A 23,490-nucleotide genomic window follows, 5' to 3' on the forward strand; every position below is an offset into this window, starting at 1 on the left:
GTCTCAGCCGAGGCGCGTACCGCGATTACAGGAGAACTCCACACGTGAAGACCACGGTCGAAAAGCTGAGCCCCACGCGCGTCAAGCTCGCGATCTCTGCCACCCCCGAAGACCTGAAGCCGCACATCGACCACGCATACGGCCACATCGCCGAGCAGGTCGCCATCCCCGGCTTCCGCAAGGGCAAGGTGCCGCCGCCCATCATCGACCAGCGCGTCGGCCGCGAGGCCGTGCTGGAGCACGCCGTCAACGACGGCATGGACGGCTTCTACCAGGCCGCCGTCAAGGAGACGGACATCCGTCCCCTCGGCCGCCCCGAGGCCGACGTCAAGGAGTGGCCCGGCAAGGACCTCACCGGCGACCTCCTCCTCGAGATCGAGGTCGACGTCCGCCCCGAGTTCGACCTGCCCGCGTACGAGGGCCTCGAGCTCACCGTGGACTCCGTCGAGGTCACCGACGACGAGGTCGCGACCGAGCTCGACAGCCTGCGCAGCCGCTTCGGCACGCTGATCACGGTCGACCGCCCCGCGAAGACGGGCGACTTCGTCCAGATCGACCTCACCGCCACCATCGGCGGCAACGCCGTCGACACCGCGAGCGGCATCTCCTACGAGCTCGGCTCCGGCGACCTCATCGACGGCATCGACGAGGCCCTCGAGTCCCTCACCGCCGGTGAGAGCACCACCTTCGAGTCGAAGCTGCTCGGCGGCGACAACGAGGGCGAGACGGCCGAGATCGCCGTCACCGTCCAGTCCGTCAAGGAGCGTGAGCTGCCCGAGGCCGACGACGACTTCGCGCAGATCGCCAGCGAGTTCGACACCATCGACGAGCTGCGCGCGGACCTCAAGGTCCAGGTCGGCAAGTCCAAGGTCTTCGGCCAGGTCACCCAGGCCCGCGACCAGATCGTCGACAAGCTCCTCGAGGGCGTCGAGATCCCCGTCCCCGAGAAGCTCGTCGAGGACGAGGTGCAGCGCCACCTCGAGAACGAGAACCGCCTCGAGGACGACGTCCACCGCGCCGAGGTCAAGGAGTCCAGCGAGAAGGCGTTCCGCCAGCAGCTGCTCCTCGACGTCATCGCGGAGAAGGAGGAGCTGAAGGTCAGCCAGGACGAGCTGACCCAGTACCTCATCCAGGGCGCGCAGCAGTACAACATGGAGCCGAACGAGTTCGTCCAGGTGCTGCAGCAGAACAACCAGATCCCCGCCATGGTCGGCGAGGTCGCGCGCAACAAGGCCCTCGCGGTCGTGCTCGACAAGGCGAAGGTCGTGGACGCCGACGGCAAGGTCGTCGACGTGACCGAGTTCACGAACCCCGTCGTGCGCGACGCGGACGCGGTGTCCGAGGAGCCGGCCGACGCGGACGCCGAGGCCGTCGTCGCCGACGCCCCCGCCGAGGAGGCCGCAGAGGCCCCCGCCGCGGAGGAGGCCCCGGCCGAGAAGCCGAAGAAGAAGGCGCCCGCGAAGAAGAAGGCCTCCGAGAAGGCCGCCGACTCCGAGTAGTCGCCACCGCCGCTCGTCTCGACGGGCGGTGACGCGAGGGCCCGGGGAGCTGATGCTCCCCGGGCCCTCGCGCGTCCGGCGGCTGCGCTCTCCGCCCGCGGCGGCTGCGCTCTCCGCCCGCGGCGGCTGCGCTCTCCGCCCGCGGCGAACACGGGCGTAGGCGCGGATGCGCTCCGATAGATTCGTGACTCGAAGCGACGAATGAATGGGAGCTCGAACAATGGCCGAACCGACACTGGTACCCGGTGTTTTTGACCGACTGCTGAAGGACCGCATCATCTGGCTCGGATCCGAGGTCCGCGACGACAACGCGAACGAGATCTGCGCGAAGATCCTGCTGCTGGCGGCGGAGGATTCCGAGAAGGACATCTTCCTGTACATCAACTCGCCCGGCGGTTCCATCACCGCGGGAATGGCCATCTACGACACCATGCAGTTCGTCCCCAACGACATCGTGACCGTCGGGATCGGCATGGCCGCCTCCATGGGACAGCTGCTCCTCACGAGCGGCACCAAGGGCAAGCGCTACATCACGCCGAACGCGCGCGTGCTGCTGCACCAGCCCCACGGCGGCTTCGGCGGCACGTCGAGCGACATCCAGACGCAGGCCCAGCTCATCCTCTCGATGAAGCAGCGCCTCGCCGAGATCACCGCGGGCCAGACGGGCAAGACGGCCGAGCAGATCAACGAGGACGGCGACCGCGACCGCTGGTTCACCGCCCAGGAGGCGCTCGAGTACGGCTTCGTCGACCACATCCGAGAGTCCGCCACCGACGTCGTCGGCGGCGGCGGCACCGAGACCTCCTAGAGCACGCGACAGAAGAGACAGGCAGAGAAGAAGAACATGGAACTCCCCACCTTCGGCGGCGCCCGTGGCGCCGGCTCCACCGCCACGAGCCCGTCGTCGCGGTACATCCTCCCCAGCTTCGAGGAGCGCACGGCCTACGGCTACAAGCGCCAGGACCCGTACGCCAAGCTCTTCGAGGACCGCATCATCTTCCTCGGCGTGCAGGTCGACGACGCGTCCGCGGACGACGTCATGGCCCAGCTGCTCGTGCTCGAGTCGATGGACCCGGACCGCGACATCGTCATGTACATCAACTCGCCCGGCGGCTCGTTCACGGCCATGACGGCGATCTACGACACGATGCAGTACGTCTCCCCGCAGATCCAGACGGTCTGCCTCGGCCAGGCGGCATCTGCCGCCGCCGTTCTGCTCGCCGGCGGCGCCCCGGGCAAGCGCCTGGCGCTCCCGAACGCGCGCGTGCTCATCCATCAGCCCGCCACGGGCGAGTCGAGCGGCGGCCAGGCGTCCGACATCGAGATCCAGGCCGCGGAGATCATGCGCATGCGCTCCTGGCTCGAGGACACGCTCGCGAAGCACACCAACCGCGACCGCGACCAGATCAACCGCGACATCGAGCGGGACAAGATCCTGGGTGCGGACGAGGCGCTCGAGTACGGCCTCATCGACCAGGTGCTCACTTCGCGCAAGAACCTGACGGCGGCGATCCCCGCCCGCTAGGCCCGCACCGCGGAAGAGGGGCGGTCGGCATCAGCCGACCGCCCCTCTTCCTGTCCCGGACGAGTCAGGCCGCCGGCTCCGCGATCTCGCCGCGCTCGATCGCCTCCCGCTCGAGCTCCCGCACGATGGGCAGCACCTGCGTGCCGAACTGCTCGATGTCCTCGAGGTAGTGCAGGAAGCCGAGGAGCAGCAGGTCGACCCCGCGCTTGCGGTACTCCACCATGCGCCGCGCGATCTGCTCGGGCGTGCCGATGAGGCCGGTCCGGAAGCCGTCGTTGTACTGCACCAGGTCGCGGAACGTCGAGTCGGACCACATGCCCTTGCCGTCGCCGGTGGATGCCCCGGCCTGCTTCACGGCCTGGCGGAAGCCCTCGACGGCGTCGGGGTTCGCCTTCGCGATGATCTCCTCGAGCACGTCCAGCGCCTCCTGCTCGGTGTCGCGCGCGATGACGAAGCCGTTGAGGCCGAACCTGACCCGCTCGCCGCGGCCGGCGGCGCGGGCGGAGGCGAGGACGTCGGTGCGCTGCTCCTCGAAGCCCGCGAAGTCCTTGCCGTTGGAGAAGTACCAGTCGGTGACCCGGCCGCCCATCTCGCGCGCGTCCGTGCTATTGCCGCCCATGAAGATCTCCGGGTGCGCGCGGCCGGGCACGTCGACGGGCGGCGGCTTCAGCGTGAAGTCGTGGATCCGGTAGAAGTCACCGAGGTGCGTGAACTCCTTCTCCGTCCAGAGGCCGCGGAGCACTCGGATGAACTCCTCGGTACGCCGGTAGCGCTCCCCGTGCTCGAGCCACGGCTCGCCGAAGCCGACGAACTCGTCCTTCAGCCAGCCGGAGACGACGTTGACGGCGGCGCGGCCGTGGGACATGTGATCGGCCGTGATGATCCACTTGGCGAGCACGCCCGGGTGCCAGAGGCCCGGGTGCACGGCGGCGATCACCTTGAGCCGCTCGGTCGCGAGCAGGAGGCCGAGCGAGAACGAGGTCGACTCGTGCTGCTGGTCGGCGCCGTAGGACGCGGCGTACCGCACCTGGCTGAGGGCGTAGTCGAAGCCGTTGCGCTCGGCGAGCTGCGCGACGCGGACGTTGAAGTCGAAGTCGAAGTGGGTGCGCTGCTCGATGTCGCTCGTCACGAGGCCGCCCGAGACGTTCGGGACCCAGTAGGCGAAGGACAGCGCGTCGGGGGATGCGGTGGCGGTGTTCTCGGTCATGCGGACATGGTGGGGGCGTGCGCTGGGGCGGACCCCGAGTGTTGCGCCGTGTGACGGCTGGCACGCGACGGGCCGTGCTCCCAGGGGTCCTGGCGATGTCCCATGCACGCGTTAGGCTCGTGGGACACCGCACGACTTCCGGGAGGCTTCCATGGCACGCATCGGCGAGAGCGCGGATCTGCTCAAGTGCTCCTTCTGCGGGAAGAGCCAGAAGCAGGTCCAGCAGCTGATCGCGGGACCGGGCGTCTACATCTGCGACGAGTGCGTGGAGCTCTGCAACGAGATCATCGAGGAGCGCCTGGCCGAAGCCAGCGAGGAGACCACGGGAGAGTTCGAGCTGCCCAAGCCGAAGGAGATCTTCGGCTTCCTCGACGAGTACGTCATCGGGCAGGAGGCCGCGAAGCGAGCCCTGTCCGTCGCGGTCTACAACCACTACAAGCGCGTGCGTGCCGTCAGCACCATCGGGCCGGCCGAGACCGTGGGCGACGAGATCGAGATCGCCAAGAGCAACATCCTCCTCATCGGGCCCACCGGCTGCGGCAAGACCTACCTGGCTCAGACGCTGGCGAAGCGTCTCAACGTGCCCTTCGCCGTGGCCGACGCGACGGCACTCACCGAGGCGGGCTACGTCGGCGAGGACGTCGAGAACATCCTGCTGAAGCTCATCCAGGCCGCCGACTACGACGTGAAGCGGGCCGAGACCGGCATCATCTACATCGACGAGGTCGACAAGATCGCGCGCAAGGCCGAGAACCCGAGCATCACGCGCGACGTGTCGGGCGAGGGCGTGCAGCAGGCGCTGCTGAAGATCCTCGAGGGCACGGTGGCCTCGGTCCCGCCGCAGGGCGGCCGCAAGCACCCGCACCAGGAGTTCATCCAGGTCGACACGACCAACGTGCTGTTCATCGTCGCGGGCGCGTTCGCGGGGCTCGAGGACATCATCAGCCAGCGCGCGGGCAAGAAGGGCATCGGCTTCGGCGCCCCGCTGCACCGTAAGGACGTGAACGCCGACGTGTTCGGCGAGGTGCTCCCGGAGGACCTGCACAAGTTCGGGCTCATCCCCGAGTTCATCGGTCGCCTCCCCGTCGTCACCACGGTCACGCAGCTCGACCAGCGCGCGCTCATGGAGATCCTCACCAAGCCGCGCAACGCGCTCGTGCGCCAGTACCAGCGCATGTTCGAGCTCGACGGCGTGGAGCTGGAGTTCGAGCAGGGCGCGCTGGAGTCGATCGCCGACCTCGCCGTCCTCCGGCAGACGGGTGCGCGCGGGCTGCGCGCCATCCTGGAGGAGGTGCTCGGGCCGATCATGTTCGACATCCCCTCGGACGACGAGGTGGGCCGCGTGGTCATCACCCGTGAGTCGGTCGTGCAGAACGCCGCGCCCACCATCGTGCTGCGCGCGTCGATGCTCCGTGCGGAGAAGTCCGCCTGATCCGGCCGGCTCACCGCCGGCAGACGACGAGAGCGCCGCACCCCGTGAGGGGCGCGGCGCTCTCGTCATGTGGGGCCCGGATCAGTCGGCGAGGCCCCGGCGCTCGAGCAGCGGCTCGATGACGGCGTCGCGGCCGCGGAAGTCGCGGTACGCCTCCAGCGGGTCCTTCGATCCGCCGACGCCGAGGAGGAGCGAGCGGAAGCGGTCGCCGTTATCGCGCGTGAGGCCGCCGTTCTCGCGGAACCACTCGACCGTGTCGGCGTCCAGCACCTCGCTCCAGATGTAGGAGTAGTAGCCGGCGTCGTAGCCGCCCGCGAACGTGTGCTGGAAGTAGCTCGACGCATAGCGGGGGAGGACGGCGGGCACGTCGAGGCCGACCGCCGCGAGGGCGTCGGCCTGGAACGCGTCCACGTCCTCGATCCGGTCGTCGACGCCGATGCGGTGCCACGCCTGGTCGAGGAGCGCGGCGCCCAGGTACTCGGAGGTGAGGAAGCCCTCGTTGAAGGCGCTGGACGCCTGGACGGCGGCGACGAGCTCGGCCGGCATGGGCTCGCCCGTCTCGTGGTGCACGGCGTAGGACGCGAGGATCTCGGGCCACAGCATCCACATCTCGTTGACCTGGCTGGGGAACTCGACGAAGTCCCGGAACACGTTCGTGCCGGCGAAGCGCGGGTAGGTCACGCGGGCGAAGAGGCCGTGCAGCGCGTGGCCGAACTCGTGGAACAGCGTGGTGGTCTCGTCGTAGCTGAGCAGGGTCGGCTGACCGGCCGGCGGCTTCGGCACGTTGAGGTTGTTGAGCACGACCGTGGGCGTGTCGAGCAGCGCGCTCTGCGAGATGAGCGGGTTCATCCACGCCCCGCCGCGCTTGGAGTCACGGGTGTGGAGGTCGAGGACGTACAGGCCGACGGGGGATCCGTCCTCGTCGCGCACCTCGAAGACGCGCGCGTCGGGGTGGTAGGCGACGATGTCGTCGCGCTCCGTGAAGGTGACGCCGTACAGCGCGGTGGCCGCGCGGAACACGCCGTCGCGCAGCACGCGATCGGCCTCGAGGTAGGGGCGCATCCGCTCGGTGTCGACGTCGTAGCGCTCGGTGCGCACCCTCTCGCTGTAGAACGCCCAGTCCCAGGCCGCGAGCTCGAACGTCGGCTCGCCGCGCTCCTCCTGCGTGCGGTCGATCACGCGCTGCAGCTCGACGGCCTCGGCGCGGGCGTTCCGGGCCGCGGCGGGGGCGAGGCGGCCGAGCATGTCGGCGACGGCCTCGGGCGTGCGGGCCGTCTGGTCGGCGGTGACGGCGGCGGCGTGGCTCGGGAATCCGAGGAGCGCGGCGCGCTCGGCGCGGAGGCGGGTGATCTCGAGCACGAGGGGGCGGTTGTCGTACTCGTTCTCCCGTGCGCCGCGGGCGAGCGACGCCTCCATGATCCGCTGACGCAGGCCCCGGTCCGTCAGCTGCGAGAGGTACGGGTGGCCGGTCGGCAGCACCAGCGTGATGAGGTGCTTCCCCTCCAGTCCGCGGTCGGCGGCGGCCTGCGCGGCGGCCGCGATGGCGCCCGCGCCCAGACCGTCGAGCTCCGCCACGTCATCGACCACGACGGCGAGGTCGTTGGTGTCCTCGAGCAGGTTCGACTCGAAGCGCGTGGTGAGGACGGACAGGCGGCGGTTCAGGTCGCGCAGGCGGTCCTTGGCGTCGTCGTCGAGGCCCGCGCCCGCGATCGTGAACTCGGCCAGGTAGCGCTCGACGAGGTAGACGGACTCGGCGTCGAGGCCGGAGTCGTGGCGTGCGTCGTGCACGGCGCGGATCCGGGCGTAGAGGGCGGCGTCGAGGCGGATCGCGTCCTCGTGCGCCGCGAGCTCGGGGGCGATCTCGGCGTCGAGCTCGCGCGTGAAGGGGGAGCTGTCCGCGGAGGAGAGCGTGAAGAAGACGTGGCCGACGCGGTCGAGCGTGCGCCCCGCGCGCTCGAGGGCGACCAGGGTGTTCTCGAAGGCGGGCGGCTCGGGGGAGTCGGCGATCGCGCGGACCTCGGCCAGGTGCTCGGCGATACCGGCCTGGAACGCGGGGCGGAAGTGCTCCTCGCGGATGTCGGCGAATGGGGGCATGCCGTAGGGGAGGGTGCTCGGTTCGAGGAAGGGATTCGGGGGCGTCGTCATACGGCGAGCCTAGGCCGGGCGGCGACCTAGGCTCGGAGGGTGAAGATCGAGCGATACACCCACGGCCACCACGAGAGCGTCCTCCGCGTGCACAGCGCGCGGACCGTCCGGAACTCCGCCGCCTACCTGGAGCCGCACCTGCGGCCCGGGCTCGACGTCCTGGACGTCGGCAGCGGCCCGGGCACCATCACGGTGGAGCTCGCCGACCTCGTCGCGCCCGGCCGCGTGGTCGGACTGGACATGTCCGAGGACGTCGTGCGGCAGGCGTCGGAGCTGGCGACGTCGCGGGGCACGGCGAACGTCGAGTTCGTCACGGGATCCGTGTACGAGCTGCCCTACCCCGACGCGGCGTTCGACGTCGTCCACGCGCACCAGGTGCTGCAGCACGTGGGCGACCCCGTCCGCGCGCTGGCGGAGATGCGTCGTGTCACGCGCCCCGGCGGGCTCGTGGCAGCACGCGACGTCATCTACTCGAAGGTCGCGCTGTTCCCCGAGTCGGACGGGCTGCGGCTCTGGGCCGACGTGTACCTGCCGGTCCACCGGGCGAACGGCGGCGAGCCCGACGCGGGATCCCGCCTCAAGTCGTGGGCGCGCCAGGCGGGGTTCACGGACATCGCGTCGAGCGCATCCGTGTGGTGCTTCTCCTCGGATGCGGAGCGCGCCTGGTGGGGCGGCGCCTGGGCCGACCGCGCGGTCGCGTCGTCGTTCGCGGGCCAGGCGCGCGAAGGCGGCTTCGCCACCGACGACGACCTGCAGGCCATCCGCGCCGGCTGGCAGGAGTGGGCCGCGGACGACGACGGCTTCCTCGCGATACCGCACGGCGAGATCCTCGCCCGGCGTTGACGCGGCGGGCGGTCAGTCGTCGAAGGGGTCGTCCGTCGACTCGCCGGGGATCGTGATGGTCGCCGCGTCCTCGACCGGGTCGTAGCGGATCACGGTGCCGTCGTCGAGCTCGACCACCGGCTTGCGCTCGAGCCACGTGAGCGTCCAGCGCCACTGCGAGGTGTCGGTCTCCAGGGCGACGACGTCGGACTCGACGGTCTTCACAGCTAGGAGGACGACCTCGGGCAGGTCCGCCGGGGCGGTGCCGCCGACGGGCCAGCGGGTGCCGAGCTGCATCAGACGTCCTGCTCGTAGGTGACCCACGTCGTGCGGCGGGCGACCCGGTCGTAGAGGTGCTGCGCGTCCGCGTTGTCCTCGGCGGTGATCCACCGGAGCATGCTCGCGCCGTCGCGGCGGGCGACCTCGGCGACCGCCGCGATGAGCTGCTCGCCCACGCCCTGGCGGCGCGAGACCTCGCGCACGTACAGGTCGTCGACCAGCAGGCCGTCGGTGCCGCGGGCCAGGCGCGCGAAGCGGTGGAAGTGCGCGAGGCCGACGAGGGCGCCCTCGTGCGCGTCGTCGACGGCGACGAGCGCGGAGCTCGCGTGCGCGTCGTCGATGAGGTGGCTCCAGGCGAGCACGGCCGCCTCGTCGGTCAGCTCGGTGCCGTAGAACCCGGCGTAGCCCGCGAACAGGTCGAACCAGGGGAAGAAGTCGCCGTCGCGGACGGGACGGATCGAGATGGTCATGCGCGGTTCTCCTCGGGCTGCTCGGCGGGAGCGAGCGTGATGCGGGTTACGGCGGGGCCGTCCCCCTCGGTGAAGGTCAGGTCGGTGATGCGGCCCACGGCGCGGAGGTCCCGCGCCACGAGCTCGAGCGAGCGGATGTCCTCGGGCGAAGCGGAGACCACGGCCTCCGCGACGGGCGTCTTCTGCGAGGCCTTGGCGTCGGTCTTGGCGCGGCGGATGCCCACGAGCGCCCGGCCGGCGAGCGCGAGCAGCCGCGGGTCGGCCGCGCCGCCGGTCGCCGGGGCGGCGGGGGTCGGCGCGGTCGGCCACGCGGCGGTGTGGATCGAGCCGTCGTGCGACCAGCTCCACGCCTCCTCCGCCGCGAACGGGACGAAGGGCGCGAACAGCCGCAGCAGCACGTCGAGGGCCTCGCGGAGCGCGGCGACCGCGGATCCCCGGTCGGCCGGGTCGGCGTCGGCCGAGTAGGCGCGGTCCTTGACGAGCTCCAGGTAGTCGTCGCAGAAGGTCCAGAAGAAGCTCTCGGTGACCTCGAGCGCGCGGGCGTGGTCGTACTCCTCGAGCGCGGTGGTCGCCGTCTCGACGACCTCCGCGAGGGCGGCGAGCATGCCCACGTCGATGGCGTGCGTCGCGCGGGCGCCCTCGGGGGCCTCGAACGAGAGGATGAACTTCGCCGCGTTGAGCACCTTGATCGCGAGGCGACGGCCGATCTTGATCTGCGTCGGGTTCTGCGGGTCCATCGCGGCGTCCACTCCGAGGCGGGCGGACGCGGCCCAGTAGCGCACCGCGTCGGAGCCGAACTGCTCGAGCGTGGCCGCGGGGGTCACGACGTTGCCCTTGGACTTCGACATCTTCTTGCGGTCGGGGTCGAGGATCCAGCCGGAGATCGCCGCCGTCTTCCACGGTGCGGTGCCGTGCTCCAGCTCGGCGCGCAGCACCGTGGAGAACAGCCACGTGCGGATGATGTCCTGGCCCTGCGGCCGCATCGAGAACGGGAAGACGAGGTCGAAGAGCTCGGGGTCGCGCTCCCAGCCGCCCGCGAGCTGCGGGGTGAGGGAGGACGTGGCCCAGGTGTCCATGACGTCGAGCTCGCCCTGGAAGCCGCCGGGGACGCCGCGCTGGTCCTCTGCGTAGCCGGGGGCGGGATCCGACGACGGGTCGACGGGCAGCTGGTCCTCGGCGGGCGTGATGGCCTTCTCGAACTCCGGGTTGCCGTCGGCGTCGAGCGGGTACCAGACGGGCAGCGGCACGCCGAAGAAGCGCTGGCGGGAGACGAGCCAGTCGCCGTTGAGGCCGCCCACCCAGTTCTCGTAACGCACGCGCATGAAGTCGGGGACGAAGCCGATCTCGCGGCCGCGGCCGATGAGGCCCGCACGCAGGTCCTCGTCCCGGCCGCCGTTGCGGATGTACCACTGGCGGGTCGAGACGATCTCGAGCGGCTTGTCGCCCTTCTCGTAGAACTTCACGGGGTGCGTGATCTTGCGCGGCTCGCCGATGAGCTCGCCGGACTCCGTGAGGAGCTCGACCATGGCGGCCTTCGCGGAGAAGACGGTCTTGCCGGCGAGGGCGGCGTACGCCGCGCGTCCCGCCTCCGACGTGATCGCGGCGGGCGCCTCGGAGACGATGCGGCCGTCGAAGCCGACGATCGCGCGGTTCTCCAGCTGCAGCTCGCGCCACCAGACGACGTCGTTGAGGTCGCCGAAGGTGCAGACCATGGCGATGCCGGATCCCTTGTCGGGCTGCGCGAGGTGGTGCGCGAGCACGGGCACCTCGACGCCGAACACCGGCGTCGTGACGGTCGTGCCGAAGAGCCCCTGGTACCGCTCGTCGTCCGGGTGCGCGACGAGGGCGACGCACGCCGCGAGGAGCTCGGGGCGCGTGGTGTCGATGATCACGTCGTCGCCGCCCGCGCGGTGGAACGCGAGGCGGTGGTAGGCGCTCGGCTGCTCGCGGTCCTCGAGCTCGGCCTGCGCGACCGCCGTGCGGAAGGTGACGTCCCAGAGCGTCGGGGCGTCGGCCTGGTAGGCCTCGCCGCGGGCGAGGTTGCGGAGGAACGCGCGCTGCGAGGCGACCTGCGCCTCGGCGCCGATGGTGCGGTAGCTCTGGCGCCAGTCGACGCTCAGGCCGAGCGTGCGGAAGAGGTCCTCGAACTGCTTCTCGTCCTCCTCGGTGAGGCGCTCGCACAGCTCGATGAAGTTGCGTCGGGAGATGGGCTGCTGGTCGCCGGGCTTCGACGTGCCGCCGGTCTCGGCCGGCTGGTACGCGGGGTCGTAGGGGAGCGTGGGGTCGCAGCGGACGCCGTAGAAGTTCTGCACGCGGCGCTCGGTGGGGAGCCCGTTGTCGTCCCAGCCGAGCGGGTAGAAGACGCTCTCGCCGCGCATGCGGCGGTAGCGGGCGATGACGTCGGTGTGCGTGTAGCTGAACACGTGGCCGATGTGCAGGGATCCGCTCGCCGTGGGCGGCGGGGTGTCGATCGAGAAGACGGTGCCCGCCGCGGCCTCGTCGCGGCGGAAGTCGTACGTGCCGTCGGCCTGCCAGCGGTCGCCCCACTTGGCCTCGAGGCCCTCGAGGGCCGGCTTGTCGGGGACCCGGGCGGCCTCTCCGGTCGCTCCCTGCGCGGTGTCCGGACGTCGTTCGTCAGCCATGCGTGCTCCGGTTCCCTCGATGTGGACGGCACCGTGTCGGTGGTGAGGTGCCTTCTGTGCGGGGTTCACGCTACCGGATGGGGGCGCGGAGGCCGGATGCGAGGGCATGGGCAGCCCGGGCATCCGGCCTCCCGGCTAGGCGGGCCCGGTCGTCGCGGTCTCCCGGAAGGCCACGCGCATGGCGTCGAGGCGGGCCGTCAGCTCCGCCGGCACCCGGCCGCCGAAGCGCGCGAAGTGCGCCTCCACGGCGTCGAGCTCCTCGAGCCAGAGGGCCGGATCCAGCGCGAGGAGCTCGTGGAGCGCGTCGTCGGCGAGGTCGAGGCCCCGGACGTCGAGGTCCTCGGGCAGCGGCAGGCCGCCGACCGGGGTCGGCACCACGGTCACGCGGTCCTCCAGGCGGCGCACGATCCACTCGAGGACGCGGGCGTTCTCGCCGAAGCCCGGCCAGAGGAAGGACCCGTCGTCGCCCTTGCGGAACCAGTTGACCTGGAAGACGCGGGGCGCCCCGTCCCCGAGGCCCCGCCCCACCTCGAGCCAGTGCCGCCAGTGGTCGGCCATGTCGTATCCGCAGAAGGGCTGCATCGCGAACGGGTCGTGGCGGAGCTCGCCGACCCGGCCCTCGGCGGCGGCCGTCTGCTCCGACGCCATGGTGGCCCCCACGAAGACGCCGTGCTCCCAGTCGTCCGCCTCCGCGACGAGCGGGACGTTCGTCGCACGGCGGCCGCCGAACAGGATCGCGTCGACCACGACGCCGTCGGGGTCGTCCCAGTCGTCCGCCAGCGACGGGCACTGCTCGATCCCCACGGTGAACCGGGCGTTCGGGTGCGCGGCGGGGGTGCCGGATCCGGGCGACCACGCCTTCCCCTGCCAGTCGACGAGACCCGCGGGCGGCCTCGGCGTCATGCCCTCCCACCACACGTCGCCGTCGGGGCGGAGCGCGACGTTCGTGAAGATCGCGTTGCCCCAGACGGTCGACATGGCGACGGGGTTGGTGCCCTCGCCCGTGCCGGGCGCCACGCCGAAGAGTCCGCGCTCGGGGTTGACGGCGCGGAGGCGGCCACGCGCGTCGGGACGGAGCCAGGCGATGTCGTCGCCCAGCGTCTCGACCGTCCAGCCCGGGATGGTGGGCGTGAGCATCGCGAGGTTCGTCTTCCCGCACGCCGACGGGAACGCGGCCGCGACGTGGAAACGGCGGCCCTCGGGGCTCGTGATCCGGATGAGGAGCATGTGCTCCGCGAGCCAGCCCTCGTCGCGCGCCATCACGGAGGCGATGCGGAGGGAGAAGCACTTCTTGCCGAGCAGCGCGTTGCCGCCGTAACCCGATCCGAACGAGATGATCTCGCGCTCCTCGGGGAAGTGGCAGATGCGCTTGTCGGCGTTGTGCGGCCACGCGACGTCCGTGCGGCGGATCCCGGCGTCGTCGACGAGCGGCGCGCCGACGCCGTGCAGCGCGCGGACCCACGTGGTGTCGGGGCCGATGAGGCGGAGCGCGTCGTCGCCCATCCGGGTCATGAGCGCCATGCTCGCGACGACGTAGGGGCTGTCGGTGATCTGCACGCCGAGCTGCGAGATCGCGCCGCCGAGCGGGCCCATCGAGAACGGGACGACGTAGAGCGTCCGGCCGCGCATGGATCCGGCGAAGAGGTCGCGGAGCTCCGCTCGCGTCTGGGCGGGGTCGCGCCAGTTGTTCGTGGGGCCGGCGTCGGCGGGATCCTCCGAGCAGATGAAGGTGCGGTCCTCGACGCGGGCCACGTCGGCCGGGGCGCTGCGCGCGAGGAAGCTGTGCGGGCGCCACTCGGGGTTCAGCCGGATGAGCGTGCCGGCGTCGACCATCTGCCGCGTGATGCGGTCGTACTCGGCGACGCTGCCCGTGCACCAGACGACCCGGTCCGGGAGCGTGAGCCGCGCGACCTCGGCGACCCACTCGGCGATGCGGGGATCGCGGCAGCGCGCGGGGGCAGCTGCGCCGGGCGGGAGCGGCCGGGCGTCGGGCGCCGCGCCGGCGGTCTCGGTGCCGGTCCGGCTGCCGCGCGGGCGGTCGGCGGTGAGCGGGGGTGCGTCCTGGATGGTGGTCATGTCGGTCCGTCCTCGTCGATCGGTCTGTTGTTCCAGCCTGCGACCGGTCAGGATGGGGTTCGGGGATCCATCCGCGTGAAGAAGCGCGGATGTTCACGGAGAGGTGAAGGAATGGACCAGCTCGTCATCGGCCGGCGCATCCGGCACGCGCGGAAGGGCGCCGGGCTCACGCTCCAGGCGCTGGGGGAGCGGGCGGGGATCCTGCCGAGCCAGCTGAGCATGATCGAGAACGGCCGGCGCGAGACGCGGCTGTCGACCCTGGGGCGGATCGCGGGCGCGCTCGGCGTGGACGTCACGCACCTGCTCGCGGCCGACGCGCCGGACGCCCGCTCGGCCCTGGAGATCGAGCTCGACCGCGCGCAGCGCTCGTCGCTCTACGGCGGCCTCGGCCTGCCCGCGGTGCCGGCGAGTCGGGCGCTCCCGCAGGAGACGCTCGAGGCGCTGGTGGGGCTGCACCGCGAGCTGGCGCGACGCGAGCGGGAGTCGATCGCGACGCCCGAGGAGGCCAGGCGGGCGAACACCGAGCAGCGGCTCAGCATGCGGCAGCAGGACAACCACATCCCCGACATCGAGGAGCTGGCCGAGCGGATGCTGGCCGACGTCGGCCACCGCAGCGGGGCCCTCTCGCACCGCAGCGTGAGCCGCATGGCGGAGGGGCTCGGCTTCGAGCTCATCTACGTGGACGACCTGCCGCGGTCGACGCGCTCGGTCACCGACATCGGGGAGGGGCGGATCTACCTGCCGCCCGCGTCGATCCCCGGCGGCCACGGCCTCCGCTCGATGGCGCTGCAGGCGATGGCGCACCGCGTGCTCGGGCACGAGGAGCCCGCGAGCTACGCCGACTTCCTGCGGCAGCGACTCGAGATCAACTACTTCGCCGCTGCGTGCCTCATGCCGCTGATGCAGTCGGTCGAGTTCCTCAGCGAGGCGAAGTCCCGGCGCGACCTCGCGGTGGAGGACTTCCGTGACGCGTTCGGCGTGACGCACGAGGCGGCGGCCCTCCGGCTCACGAACATCAGCACCACGCACCTCGACCTCCGCGTGCACTTCCTGCGCGTGGGCGGCGACGGGGCGGTCTACAAGGCGTACGAGAACGACGGGCTGCCGCTGCCCGTCGACGTCACGGGCGCGGTCGAGGGTCAGCCGGTGTGCCGGGAGTGGGCGGCGCGCGGCGCGTTCGACCGCACCAACCGCACGACCGAGTTCCACCAGTACACGGACACGCCCGCGGGCACGTTCTGGTGCTCGACGCAGACGGGATCCACGGCCGAGGGGGAGTACTCCATCTCCTTCGGCGTGCCGTTCGCGCACGCGAAGTGGTTCCGCGGACGCGAGACGACGGCCAGGAGCGTCTCCCGCTGCCCGGACGAGTCGTGCTGCCGCCGCGCCGATCCCGAGGACGCCGGCCGCTGGCGCGACCGGGCGTGGCCGAGCGCCCGGCTGCACGCGCACATCCTCGCTCCGCTGCCGCGCGGCTCATTCCCCGGGGTGGACGACCGCGAGCTCTACGCGTTCCTCGACCGGCACGCGGGGGCGTGACGCGCGGACCCGCGGCGGCTAGCGCGGCGCGGCGTCCGGATCCAGGCGCGGGACGGCGGCGAGGAGCGCCCGGGTGACGGGGTGCGTCGGGCGGAGGAGCACGTCGTCGGCGGATCCACGCTCCACGACCCGGCCGTCGGACATGACGGCGACCTCGTCGCTCATGTGCGCGACGACGCCGAGGTCGTGCGAGATGAGCAGGAGGCCGAGGCCGAGACGGCGCTGCAGCTCGTCGAGGAGGTCGAGCACCTGGGCCTGCACGGCGATGTCGAGGGCGGACACGGGCTCGTCGCAGATGAGCACGTCGGGGCGGGCCGCGAGGGCGCGCGCGATGGCGACGCGCTGACGCTGGCCGCCGGAGAGCCGCGCGGGACGGCGGGGGAGGAGCGCGGGATCCAGGCCCACCTGCGCGAGGAGCGTCCCGGGGGAGTCGAAGGCGCTGGCGCCGCGGAGGCCGGCTACGGCGAGGGCGTCCCGCAGGATCCGGTCGACGCTCCAGCGCGGGTCGAAGGACGCGAGCGGGTCCTGGTAGACGGCGCCGATCCGCGCGCGTCGGCTCCGGCGCTCGCGCTCCGGGATGCCGCTCCACGGCGCGCCGTCGAGCGTCACGTCGCCCGCGTCCGGCTCCTCGAGCGCGAGCAGGAGGCGGGCGACCGTGGTCTTGCCCGAGCCGGATCCCCCGACGAGGCCGAGCGTGCGGCCGCGGCGGACCTCGAGGGAGACGCCGTCGACGGCGGTGCGCGCGGATCCGCCGGGGCGACGGTAGGAGCGGGTCAGTCCGGTGGCGCGGAGGACGACGCGGTCGTCCGCGCGTGGCTCCGCGGTCCATGCGGGTGCGGATGCGGCGGCCTCGAGCCGGGCCTCCGAGAGGGGCGTGCCGCGCGGGACGCCCGTCGGCACGGCCGCCACGAGCGCGCGCGTCCGGCGGTGGGCGGGCGTGCGGAGGATCTCCGCGGTCGGGCCCTCCTCGACGACGCGGCCGTCGTGCATCACGGCGACGCGGTCGGCGAGCCGCGCGACGACGGCGAGGTCGTGGCTGACGAGCAGGGTCGCCTGACCGCGCGAGCGCAGGTCGGCGAGCAGGTCGATGATGCGCGCCTGCACCGTCGCGTCGAGCGCGGTCGTGGGCTCGTCGGCGACGAGGAGCGGCGGATCCAGCGCGAGGGCCGCCGCGAGCAGCGCCCGCTGCCGCAGTCCGCCCGAGAGCTCGCCGGAGCGCTGGTGCACGCGCGTCGCGGGATCCGGCATGCCCACGCGCTCGAGCAGCTCGAGCACGCGCGCCCGTCGGGCGCGCGGGTCCCGCATCCCGTGGACGCGGAGGGCGTCGCCGATCTCGCGGCCGATGGGGCGGAGCGGGTCGAGCGAGGAGAGCGCGTCCTGCAGCACGAGGCCGACGCCGGATCCGCGGACGCGTCGCCACTCGCGCGGCCCCGCGTCGCGGAGGTCGCGGCCGCCGATCTCGAGGACGTCCGCCCGGACGTCGGCGCCCGGGCCGGCGAGCCCGAGGAGGCTCCGCGCGGTCACGCTCTTCCCTGAGCCGGACGTGCCGACGAGCGCGAGGCACTCGCCCGGCGCGATCCGCAGCGAGACGCCGTGCACGACGGGCACGCCGTCGAAGGACACGCGGAGGTCCTCGACGCGCAGGGCGGGTGCAGCCCCCACCGGCCCGGATCCGTCCGTCACGACTCACGCACCCGTCGCTCGAGAGCCCGGCCGAGCACGGTCGACGCGGTCGCCGTCAGCACGATCATGAGGCCGGGCACCACCGTGAGCCACGGCGCCGAGCCGATGTAGGTGCGTCCGGCCGCGAGCATGGCGCCCCATTCGGGATCCGGCGGCACCGTCCCGAGCCCGAGGTAGCTCAGCGAGGACGCCCACACGATCGCCTGCCCGACGCCGAGCGTGCCGAGCACGAAGAGCGGCGCGGCCGTGTTCGGCAGGATGTGCCGCGCGAGCACCACGAGCGGCGGGCGGCCGAGCACGGTCGCCGCCTCCACGTACGCCGAGCGGCGCACCGACATGACCCGGCCGCGGATGATGCGCGCGTAGCCAGGGGCGGCCGAGATGCCGACGGCGAGGGTGGCGCTGCCGATGCCTGGCCCGAGGATCACGATGAGGAAGAGCGCGAGCAGGAGGCCGGGGAACGCGAAGACCACCTCGATCACGCGGTTCACGGCGAAGTCGGCGACGCGGCCGAGGAGCGCGGCGGCGAGCCCGAGGACCGCGCCGAGGCCCAGGCCGATGGCCGTGGCGCTCACGCCGATCACGAGGCTGGGGCCGGCGCCGTGCACGACGCGCGTGAGCACGTCGCGGCCCGACTCGTCGGTGCCGAGGAGGTGCCCGGCGCCGGGAGGACGGAACGCCTCGGCGGGTGCGATGGCGAGCGGGTCGCCGGGCGCGAGGATCCCGGGGGCGAGGGCGGAGACGAGGAGCGCGAGCACGACGATCGCGGCGCCCGCTGTGCCGGCCACGGCCAGGATCCGGACCGGGGGGCGCGACGGGGCGGCGGCGAGGAGCGTCTCGGCGCGGGGGTCGCTCATCTGGCGGCCGCCGTCGCGTCTGCCGCTGCCGCGGGGCCGGCCACGGGCGCGACGCCCGCGGGGACCGGAGCGGCCGCGGGCACGGGCCCGGTGCGCGCGTCGACGAGCCGCGGGTCCACGATCCGCGCGAGCAGGTCGGTCACGGCCGTGAGCACGATGTAGATCACGGCCACCACGAGCACCACGCCGACGATGACCGGCACGTCCCTGCTGGTCACGGCCGAGAGCGCCGTGCGTCCGAGGCCGGGCCGGGCGAAGATCTGCTCGACCACCACGGCGCCCGAGATGAGGAAGCCGAACGCCCAGCCGGACAGCGCGATCCCGGGGGCGGCCGCGTGGCGCAGCGCGTGCCGCAGCCGCACGCCGGCCTCCGACTCGCCGCGGGCGCGGGCCGCCAGCGCGAACGGGGAGTCGAGCGCGTCGAGCAGCGCCTCTCGCATGATCTGGCCGAGGAACCCGGCGAGGGGGATCGCGAGGGTGAGCACCGGCAGCACGAGGCCCGCGGGCGAGGATCCGCTCACGGCCGGCAGCCAGCCGAGGCCGGTGGAGAACACGAGGATCAGCACCACGCCGATCCAGAAGTGCGGCAGCGAGGCCGCCACGATCTCGACGCCCGCGCCGATCGCCGCGGCGACCCGGCCCGCGCCCGAGGAGACGAGGGCGAGGCCGAGCGCGAGGATCCACGCCACGGCGAGCGCGAGCACGGCCAGCAGCAGCGTGCCCGGCAGCTGCCGCGCGAGCACCGCGACGACGTCCTCGCGCAGCGCGTACGACCGGCCGAGGTCGCCCTGCGCGAGGCGCCCCAGCTGCGCGAGGTACTGCACGAGGAGAGGCTGGTCGAGCCCGTACTCGGCGCGCACCGCGGCGACGGCCTCGGGCGGCGCCTGCGAGCCGGGGCCGCCGAGGATCGCCTGCGCCGGGTCTCCCGGGATCAGCCGCACCGCGAGGAACGTCACGGTCGCGACCGCCCAGAGCACGAGGACCGCGCCGCCGATCCGGGCCCCGACGGCGCGGAGGAGCGCGGATCGACGGGGGCCGGACGCGCGGACGGCGCGGCCGCGCCTCACCGGGCGAGCCAGGTGTCGTACATCGTCGGCGTCGCGACGGAGGGCAGCGCCCGGAGCCCCTGGACCGCCGTGCCGTGCAGGAAGTGGTTCTGCTGGTCGTAGAGCGGCAGGATCCAGTACCCGGCCATCACGCGCTGCTGCACGTCCGCGTAGAGCGCGTTCCGCCGGTCGGGGTCGGTCGTCGCCCGCGCCTCGGCGAGCGCCTGGTCGATCTCGGGCACCGACACCTTGGCGTGGTTGGCGAAGTAGCCGCTCGGCGCGGGCGTGATGCCGGAGGTGTCGTAGAGGATCCGCAGCACGTCGGGACCCGCCTTCGTGTACGGCGCGCTGACGAGCTCGTACGCGTCGTCGCCGAGCGCCTCGTACCAGGAGCCGAGGTCCATGGGCTCGAGCTGCACGTCGAAGCCCACGGCCTTGACGTTCGCCTGGATCTGCTCGAACAGCGACTGCTCGGCGGGGATCGACTGGTTGGTGCTCACGGGGAAGCGCAGCGTCAGGCGCGCGCCGTCCTTCGTGCGGATCCCGTCGGGTCCCTTCGCGGACCAGCCGGCCTCGTCGAGCAGCGTGGCCGCCCGGTCGACGTCGATGCCGAACAGGTCCGGATCGGAGACCGCGGCCGGCTCGGTGCTCGCGAGCGGCGAGTGCGAGCGCTCGGCGGTGCCCTGGAAGAGGGCGGTGATCCCCGCGTCGACGTCGGCCGAGCGGATGAACGCCTCGCGCACGCGCTCGTCGTCGAACGGCGGCTGGCCGGAGTTCAGCTCGATGCGGTTCGAGGCGCCCGGCCGGGGCGCGTCGAGCTCGCCGAGCGCGCCGCCCGCCGTGGCGGAGACGATCGCGTCGGGCTGCGCGTTGTCGATCACGTCGACCTCGCCGCTCTGCAGGGCCGCGTACCGGGAGGCGGCGTCCGGCAGGAAGCGCCAGTCGATGCGCTCCAGGTACGCGGGCCCCGTGTGCGCGGCGTCGGTGGGCGGCGACGCGTACGCGTCGTTGCGCACGAGCGAGATGGACTGCTGGCGGTCCCAGCGCTCGACGCTGAAGGGCCCGGTGCCTATGGGCTGGGCGCAGTTCGCATCGGTGCCGCGGGCGATCCCGGCGGGCGACTCCATCGCGAGCCACGGCTGGGAGAGCGACTCGAGCAGCGCGCTGTCGGGCGTCGAGAGGGTGAGGCGCACGGTGGACGCGTCGACCGCGGTCGCGTCCGTGACCGCCTGCAGCGCGAGGTACCCGGTGGAGGAGAGCGTCGCCGGATCCTGCACGCGGCGGATGTTCGCGACCACCGCGTCGGCGTCGAACGGCGTGCCGTCCGTGAAGGTGACGCCCTGGCGCAGCGTGAGCTCGAGCCCCAGGCCGTCGTCGCTCCAGGTCCAGCTGTCGGCGAGCCACGGCGTGATCCCGCCCTTCCCGTCGAGCGACACGAGCGGCTCGAGGAACTGGGACGAGACGAGCGCCTGCGGGTAGTTGCCGCCGACGTGGGGGTCGAGGCAGTCGGGCTCCGCGTCGCCGGACGCGTAGACGAGCGTGCCTCCGGAGACGGGGGTGGTCGACGCCTCGGGGGTGGCGGACGTGCATCCGCTGAGGAGGAGGGCGGTCGTGGCGAGGGCGCCGAGGCCCGCGAGCGCGCGGGTGCGTGGGGTGTGGATCATGGGTGCTTCCGATGTGCGCGCCGCGGCGGACGCTGGTGCGGGTGTTTCTGTACCGCGTCCAACAATACGCGCACGCGGTCACCCCGGTGCACCAGGATGGGCGCATGACTCCCGCCCGTCCCGCCGGTCGCCCGCGTCGCTCGTCGCGCGCGACCCTCGAGGAGGCCGCCGCCGAGCTCTTCCTCGAGAACACCTACGCCGCCACGACCGTCGAGCAGATCGCCCAGCGCGCCGGGGTCAGCCGTGCCACGTTCTTCAACTACTTCGCGTCCAAGGCCGACCTGCTGTGGGCGGGGCTCGACGACACGCTCCGCGCCTTCGGCGACGCGCTCTCCTCTGTGGGTCCCGCCGGGGCGCCCGGCGACGGCGTCGTCGACGCGCTGATCGCCGCCGCCTGCTCCCGCGGCGTGGGCTGGCTGCCGCTCGCCCTGACGCAGCACGAGGTCATGGGCCTCGGCTCCGACGTGCCGGGGGAGGGCGTGGCACGCGCGGCGCCGCTCGTGGATCCCGTCGCGCAGGCCCTCGCGCGCGCGTCCGGCCGCCGTGCCTCGGTCGCCCCCGTGCGGATCGCCGCCGCCGTGATCGCGGCCGCCACCGCCGCGGCCGTCGTCGCGTGGGCCGGGGACGGGGTGGGACGGGGCCCTCTGGAGGACGCCGTGCGCCGGGCGCTGGATCCGCTCCGCACGGCGCTCGCCGCCCTCCTCGCCTGACCGCGCGGCTCGAGGCCTCGGGAGGGATGCCCCGCTGTCCGCCACGGGTCTCCTAACCTGTGCGCGCGGCCCGACCGCGTCCGCTCCCTCGACCACGAGAAGAGACGCCATGACCCGTGCATCCGCCCTGCCCGGCCGCCCCCGAGCGCCGCGTCGCCCGTTCACCGCCGCTCGTCGCCGGATCCTGTCGGCCGCGCTGGCGGTCCTGGTCGCGGTAGCGGGCCCCGCGATGGCGGCGTCGGCCGCATCGGCTGCCCCGGCGGCCGGCCCCGCCCGCCTGTCCGGCTACGCCACGCACTACTCGCTCGGGCCTGACGGGAGGACGACGAACGGCAACTGCTCGCTCCCGGCCATCCCGAAGGACCGCCTCTACGTGGCGGTCGGCCCCGACCTCTACGCCGGCGGTGCCGGATGCGGCAGCTACCTCGACGTCACCGGACCCCACGGCACGGTGCGCGTCGAGGTCGCCGACTCCTGCCACGAGTGCGTGCACGGCCACCTCGACCTGAGCGAGGAGGCGTTCCGGGCCATCGGCGTTTACGACGCCGGCATCATCACCACCTCGTACGTGCCGGTCGCGGCGTCGACCGTCCCCCCGCTCTCCTTCCGGTTCAAGGACGGCTCCTCGGCGTACTGGGCGGCCCTGCAGGTGCTCGACGCCGGCGTGCGGCTCCGATCGGTCGAGCTGTGGGTGGGCGCGCGGTGGGTGCCGCTCTCCCTGACGGACTACGGCTACTGGCTGGCTCCTGGGTACGTGGGCGCGGGGCCCTTCACGGTGCGCGTCACGGACACCACGGGGCGCACGGCCACGGTGCAGGGCATCGTGCTCGACCCGATGAGGCTGCAGCACACCGCATCGCGCCTCCGCTGACGGCGCGGCGCGCACCCGACGAGCCGCGTCCTCCGCGTGGATCGCGCGCCGTCCCGCTCTCGGCCAGGATGTCCGCATGACCTCCGACTCGCCCGACCTCGCCGCCCTGTCCTCCTCGTTCGGCGGCGTCTCCGAGCAGTACGACCGGGTGCGGCCGGCCTACCCGGACGAGGCGGTGGCGTGGATGCTCCCCGCCGGCGCCCGCCGAGTGGTGGACCTCGGCGCGGGCACGGGCAAGCTGACGCGCCTCCTCGCGGATCGCGGCCTCGACGTCACGGCGGTCGAGCCGGACGACCGCATGCGCGCCGTGCTCGCGGACCGGCTGCCGGGCGTGACGGCCGTCCGCGGATCCGGCGAGGCGATCCCCGTGGGCGACGGCGAGGAGGACGCCGTGCTCGTCGCGCAGGCCTGGCACTGGATGGACGCGGGCGAGGCGGCCCGCGAGGCCGCGCGCGTGCTCCGTCCCGGTGGTCGCCTCGGCATCGTCTGGAACGTCATGGACGGCGAGGTCGACTGGGTCCGCGAGCTCGACGCGATCCTCGACGGGGGTCGGCGCGGCGGCGCACGGGCGGCCGAGCCCGGCCCGTTCCCCGGCTTCGGCCCCGTCGAGCACGCGTCCTTCGCGCATGCGCAGCGCATGACCCCCGAGGACGTGGTGGACCTCGCCGGATCCATCAGCCGGATCAGCACGCTGCCCGACGACGCGCGCGCCGGCGTCCTCGACGACATCAGGACCCTCCTCGCCGGACACCCGGACACCGCGGGCCGCGACGCGCTCGACCTGCCGTACCGCGCCGACGCGTACCGCGCACAGCTCGGCGGATGAGCGCCCACGGGCTGCGGTCCGACGGGCGCTAGGATCGTCAGCACAGGCGCCGATCCGGCCATCACCGGGGAGCCTTCGGAAGAAAGCCGCGGAGCACGCGACGAGTAGAACCGAACGGACAGGGCCCGTCATCGCCTTCAGGAGAGTGGTCGCGCATCGCGTGGCAAGCGGGGTGGTACCGCGCTCGGGGATCCGCA

General features: G+C 73.0%; 19 protein-coding genes. 9 read left to right on the forward strand and 10 right to left on the reverse strand.

Annotated features, from left to right (window positions below; translation table 11 throughout):
* Nucleotides 1-44 precede the first annotated feature (44 nt).
* The 3 genes from tig (at nucleotide 45) to K0V08_RS03060 (ending at nucleotide 3,024) form a co-directional block, all read left to right on the forward strand.
* The gene (gene tig / locus K0V08_RS03050; RefSeq protein WP_079532922.1) at nucleotides 45-1,499 is read left to right on the forward strand and encodes a trigger factor; all 1,455 of its coding nucleotides are present in this window, start codon (nucleotides 45-47) and stop codon (nucleotides 1,497-1,499) included.
* A 220-nt stretch (nucleotides 1,500-1,719) separates the two neighbouring features.
* On the forward strand, nucleotides 1,720-2,307 hold the full coding sequence (locus tag K0V08_RS03055) for an ATP-dependent Clp protease proteolytic subunit (protein WP_012038150.1): 588 nt from the start codon (nucleotides 1,720-1,722) through the stop codon (nucleotides 2,305-2,307).
* Nucleotides 2,308-2,343: 36 nt separating this feature from the next.
* Nucleotides 2,344-3,024, forward strand: coding sequence for an ATP-dependent Clp protease proteolytic subunit (locus K0V08_RS03060; RefSeq protein WP_012038151.1), 681 nt, complete (start codon nucleotides 2,344-2,346; stop codon nucleotides 3,022-3,024).
* 64 nt (nucleotides 3,025-3,088) lie between these two features.
* Here K0V08_RS03060 and sfnG read toward each other — a convergent pair whose 3' ends face one another.
* A complete protein-coding gene (gene sfnG / locus K0V08_RS03065; protein WP_079532925.1) occupies nucleotides 3,089-4,231 on the reverse strand; it encodes a dimethylsulfone monooxygenase SfnG in 1,143 nt (380 codons plus the stop codon).
* 151 nt (nucleotides 4,232-4,382) lie between these two features.
* Between sfnG and clpX the strand changes: the two genes are divergently transcribed.
* Nucleotides 4,383-5,663, forward strand: coding sequence for an ATP-dependent Clp protease ATP-binding subunit ClpX (gene clpX / locus K0V08_RS03070; RefSeq protein WP_079532928.1), 1,281 nt, complete (start codon nucleotides 4,383-4,385; stop codon nucleotides 5,661-5,663).
* A gap of 81 nt (nucleotides 5,664-5,744) precedes the next feature.
* Here the strand turns inward: clpX and K0V08_RS03075 are convergent, their stop codons facing one another.
* On the reverse strand, nucleotides 5,745-7,808 hold the full coding sequence (locus K0V08_RS03075) for a M3 family metallopeptidase (protein ID WP_079532931.1): 2,064 nt from the start codon (nucleotides 7,806-7,808) through the stop codon (nucleotides 5,745-5,747).
* Nucleotides 7,809-7,847: 39 nt separating this feature from the next.
* Between K0V08_RS03075 and K0V08_RS03080 the strand changes: the two genes are divergently transcribed.
* The gene (locus K0V08_RS03080) at nucleotides 7,848-8,651 is read left to right on the forward strand and encodes a methyltransferase domain-containing protein (RefSeq protein WP_079532934.1); all 804 of its coding nucleotides are present in this window, start codon (nucleotides 7,848-7,850) and stop codon (nucleotides 8,649-8,651) included.
* Nucleotides 8,652-8,663: 12 nt separating this feature from the next.
* On the opposite strand, the gene K0V08_RS03085 is transcribed toward K0V08_RS03080, so the two are convergent.
* The 4 genes from K0V08_RS03085 to K0V08_RS03100 form a co-directional block, all read right to left on the reverse strand.
* Nucleotides 8,664-8,927 (reverse strand): hypothetical protein, encoded by a 264-nt coding sequence (locus tag K0V08_RS03085; protein ID WP_012038156.1) that lies wholly within the window; start codon nucleotides 8,925-8,927, stop codon nucleotides 8,664-8,666.
* Complete coding sequence (locus K0V08_RS03090; protein ID WP_079532937.1) at nucleotides 8,927-9,379, reverse strand: GNAT family N-acetyltransferase; 453 nt, start codon at nucleotides 9,377-9,379, stop codon at nucleotides 8,927-8,929. Before K0V08_RS03090 ends, K0V08_RS03085 begins: the two co-directional genes overlap by 1 nt.
* Nucleotides 9,376-12,021 (reverse strand): valine--tRNA ligase, encoded by a 2,646-nt coding sequence (valS, locus tag K0V08_RS03095; protein WP_079532940.1) that lies wholly within the window; start codon nucleotides 12,019-12,021, stop codon nucleotides 9,376-9,378. Before valS ends, K0V08_RS03090 begins: the two co-directional genes overlap by 4 nt.
* Nucleotides 12,022-12,156: 135 nt before the next feature.
* A complete protein-coding gene (locus K0V08_RS03100; RefSeq protein WP_079532942.1) occupies nucleotides 12,157-14,097 on the reverse strand; it encodes a phosphoenolpyruvate carboxykinase (GTP) in 1,941 nt (646 codons plus the stop codon).
* A 111-nt stretch (nucleotides 14,098-14,208) separates the two neighbouring features.
* On the opposite strand from K0V08_RS03100, the gene K0V08_RS03105 reads away from it, so the two are divergent.
* Nucleotides 14,209-15,636 (forward strand): helix-turn-helix domain-containing protein, encoded by a 1,428-nt coding sequence (locus K0V08_RS03105; RefSeq protein WP_079532946.1) that lies wholly within the window; start codon nucleotides 14,209-14,211, stop codon nucleotides 15,634-15,636.
* Between the two features lie 18 nt (nucleotides 15,637-15,654).
* On the opposite strand, the gene K0V08_RS03110 is transcribed toward K0V08_RS03105, so the two are convergent.
* From K0V08_RS03110 to K0V08_RS03125, 4 genes are read right to left on the reverse strand one after another with little or no spacing between them, the layout of a single operon-like run.
* The gene (locus K0V08_RS03110) at nucleotides 15,655-17,319 is read right to left on the reverse strand and encodes a dipeptide ABC transporter ATP-binding protein (protein ID WP_079532949.1); all 1,665 of its coding nucleotides are present in this window, start codon (nucleotides 17,317-17,319) and stop codon (nucleotides 15,655-15,657) included.
* Nucleotides 17,316-18,176 carry an ABC transporter permease gene (locus K0V08_RS03115; RefSeq protein WP_012038162.1) on the reverse strand — a complete coding sequence of 287 codons (861 nt, stop codon included), beginning with the start codon at nucleotides 18,174-18,176 and terminating at the stop codon, nucleotides 17,316-17,318. Before K0V08_RS03115 ends, K0V08_RS03110 begins: the two co-directional genes overlap by 4 nt.
* The gene (locus K0V08_RS03120; protein WP_079532952.1) at nucleotides 18,173-19,243 is read right to left on the reverse strand and encodes an ABC transporter permease; all 1,071 of its coding nucleotides are present in this window, start codon (nucleotides 19,241-19,243) and stop codon (nucleotides 18,173-18,175) included. Before K0V08_RS03120 ends, K0V08_RS03115 begins: the two co-directional genes overlap by 4 nt.
* Nucleotides 19,240-20,886: an ABC transporter substrate-binding protein gene (locus K0V08_RS03125; RefSeq protein ID WP_079532955.1), complete on the reverse strand. Its 1,647-nt coding sequence runs from the start codon at nucleotides 20,884-20,886 to the stop codon at nucleotides 19,240-19,242. The genes K0V08_RS03120 and K0V08_RS03125 overlap by 4 nt, the downstream gene beginning before the upstream one ends.
* A gap of 104 nt (nucleotides 20,887-20,990) precedes the next feature.
* Here K0V08_RS03125 and K0V08_RS03130 point away from each other — a divergent pair, with 104 nt between their 5' ends.
* From K0V08_RS03130 to K0V08_RS03140, 3 genes are all read left to right on the forward strand, one after another.
* Entirely contained in the window at nucleotides 20,991-21,596 is a 606-nt protein-coding gene (locus K0V08_RS03130) for a TetR/AcrR family transcriptional regulator (RefSeq protein WP_079532957.1), read from the forward strand.
* Nucleotides 21,597-21,705: 109 nt separating this feature from the next.
* Nucleotides 21,706-22,467: an expansin EXLX1 family cellulose-binding protein gene (locus K0V08_RS03135; protein WP_079532960.1), complete on the forward strand. Its 762-nt coding sequence runs from the start codon at nucleotides 21,706-21,708 to the stop codon at nucleotides 22,465-22,467.
* 76 nt (nucleotides 22,468-22,543) lie between these two features.
* Nucleotides 22,544-23,293 (forward strand): class I SAM-dependent methyltransferase, encoded by a 750-nt coding sequence (locus K0V08_RS03140; RefSeq protein ID WP_079532963.1) that lies wholly within the window; start codon nucleotides 22,544-22,546, stop codon nucleotides 23,291-23,293.
* The last annotated feature ends 197 nt before the right edge of the window (nucleotides 23,294-23,490 follow it).

The sequence above is a fragment of the Clavibacter michiganensis genome (assembly GCF_021216655.1).
Lineage (GTDB): Bacteria > Actinomycetota > Actinomycetes > Actinomycetales > Microbacteriaceae > Clavibacter > Clavibacter michiganensis.

What these genes read in the sequence shown, in the direction of transcription:
- K0V08_RS03060 (WP_012038151.1), top strand. Translation starts at nt 2,344, where the DNA reads ATGGAACTCCCCACCTTCGGCGGCGCCCGTGGCGCCGGCTCCACCGCC.
- K0V08_RS03140 (WP_079532963.1), top strand. Translation starts at nt 22,544, where the DNA reads ATGACCTCCGACTCGCCCGACCTCGCCGCCCTGTCCTCCTCGTTCGGC.
- valS (WP_079532940.1), bottom strand. Translation starts at nt 12,021, where the DNA reads ATGGCTGACGAACGACGTCCGGACACCGCGCAGGGAGCGACCGGAGAG.
- K0V08_RS03075 (WP_079532931.1), bottom strand. Translation starts at nt 7,808, where the DNA reads ATGACGACGCCCCCGAATCCCTTCCTCGAACCGAGCACCCTCCCCTAC.
- K0V08_RS03100 (WP_079532942.1), bottom strand. Translation starts at nt 14,097, where the DNA reads ATGACCACCATCCAGGACGCACCCCCGCTCACCGCCGACCGCCCGCGC.
- K0V08_RS03115 (WP_012038162.1), bottom strand. Translation starts at nt 18,176, where the DNA reads ATGAGCGACCCCCGCGCCGAGACGCTCCTCGCCGCCGCCCCGTCGCGC.
- K0V08_RS03055 (WP_012038150.1), top strand. Translation starts at nt 1,720, where the DNA reads ATGGCCGAACCGACACTGGTACCCGGTGTTTTTGACCGACTGCTGAAG.
- K0V08_RS03130 (WP_079532957.1), top strand. Translation starts at nt 20,991, where the DNA reads ATGACTCCCGCCCGTCCCGCCGGTCGCCCGCGTCGCTCGTCGCGCGCG.
- sfnG (WP_079532925.1), bottom strand. Translation starts at nt 4,231, where the DNA reads ATGACCGAGAACACCGCCACCGCATCCCCCGACGCGCTGTCCTTCGCC.
- K0V08_RS03085 (WP_012038156.1), bottom strand. Translation starts at nt 8,927, where the DNA reads ATGCAGCTCGGCACCCGCTGGCCCGTCGGCGGCACCGCCCCGGCGGAC.
- K0V08_RS03090 (WP_079532937.1), bottom strand. Translation starts at nt 9,379, where the DNA reads ATGACCATCTCGATCCGTCCCGTCCGCGACGGCGACTTCTTCCCCTGG.
- K0V08_RS03125 (WP_079532955.1), bottom strand. Translation starts at nt 20,886, where the DNA reads ATGATCCACACCCCACGCACCCGCGCGCTCGCGGGCCTCGGCGCCCTC.
- clpX (WP_079532928.1), top strand. Translation starts at nt 4,383, where the DNA reads ATGGCACGCATCGGCGAGAGCGCGGATCTGCTCAAGTGCTCCTTCTGC.
- K0V08_RS03135 (WP_079532960.1), top strand. Translation starts at nt 21,706, where the DNA reads ATGACCCGTGCATCCGCCCTGCCCGGCCGCCCCCGAGCGCCGCGTCGC.
- K0V08_RS03105 (WP_079532946.1), top strand. Translation starts at nt 14,209, where the DNA reads ATGGACCAGCTCGTCATCGGCCGGCGCATCCGGCACGCGCGGAAGGGC.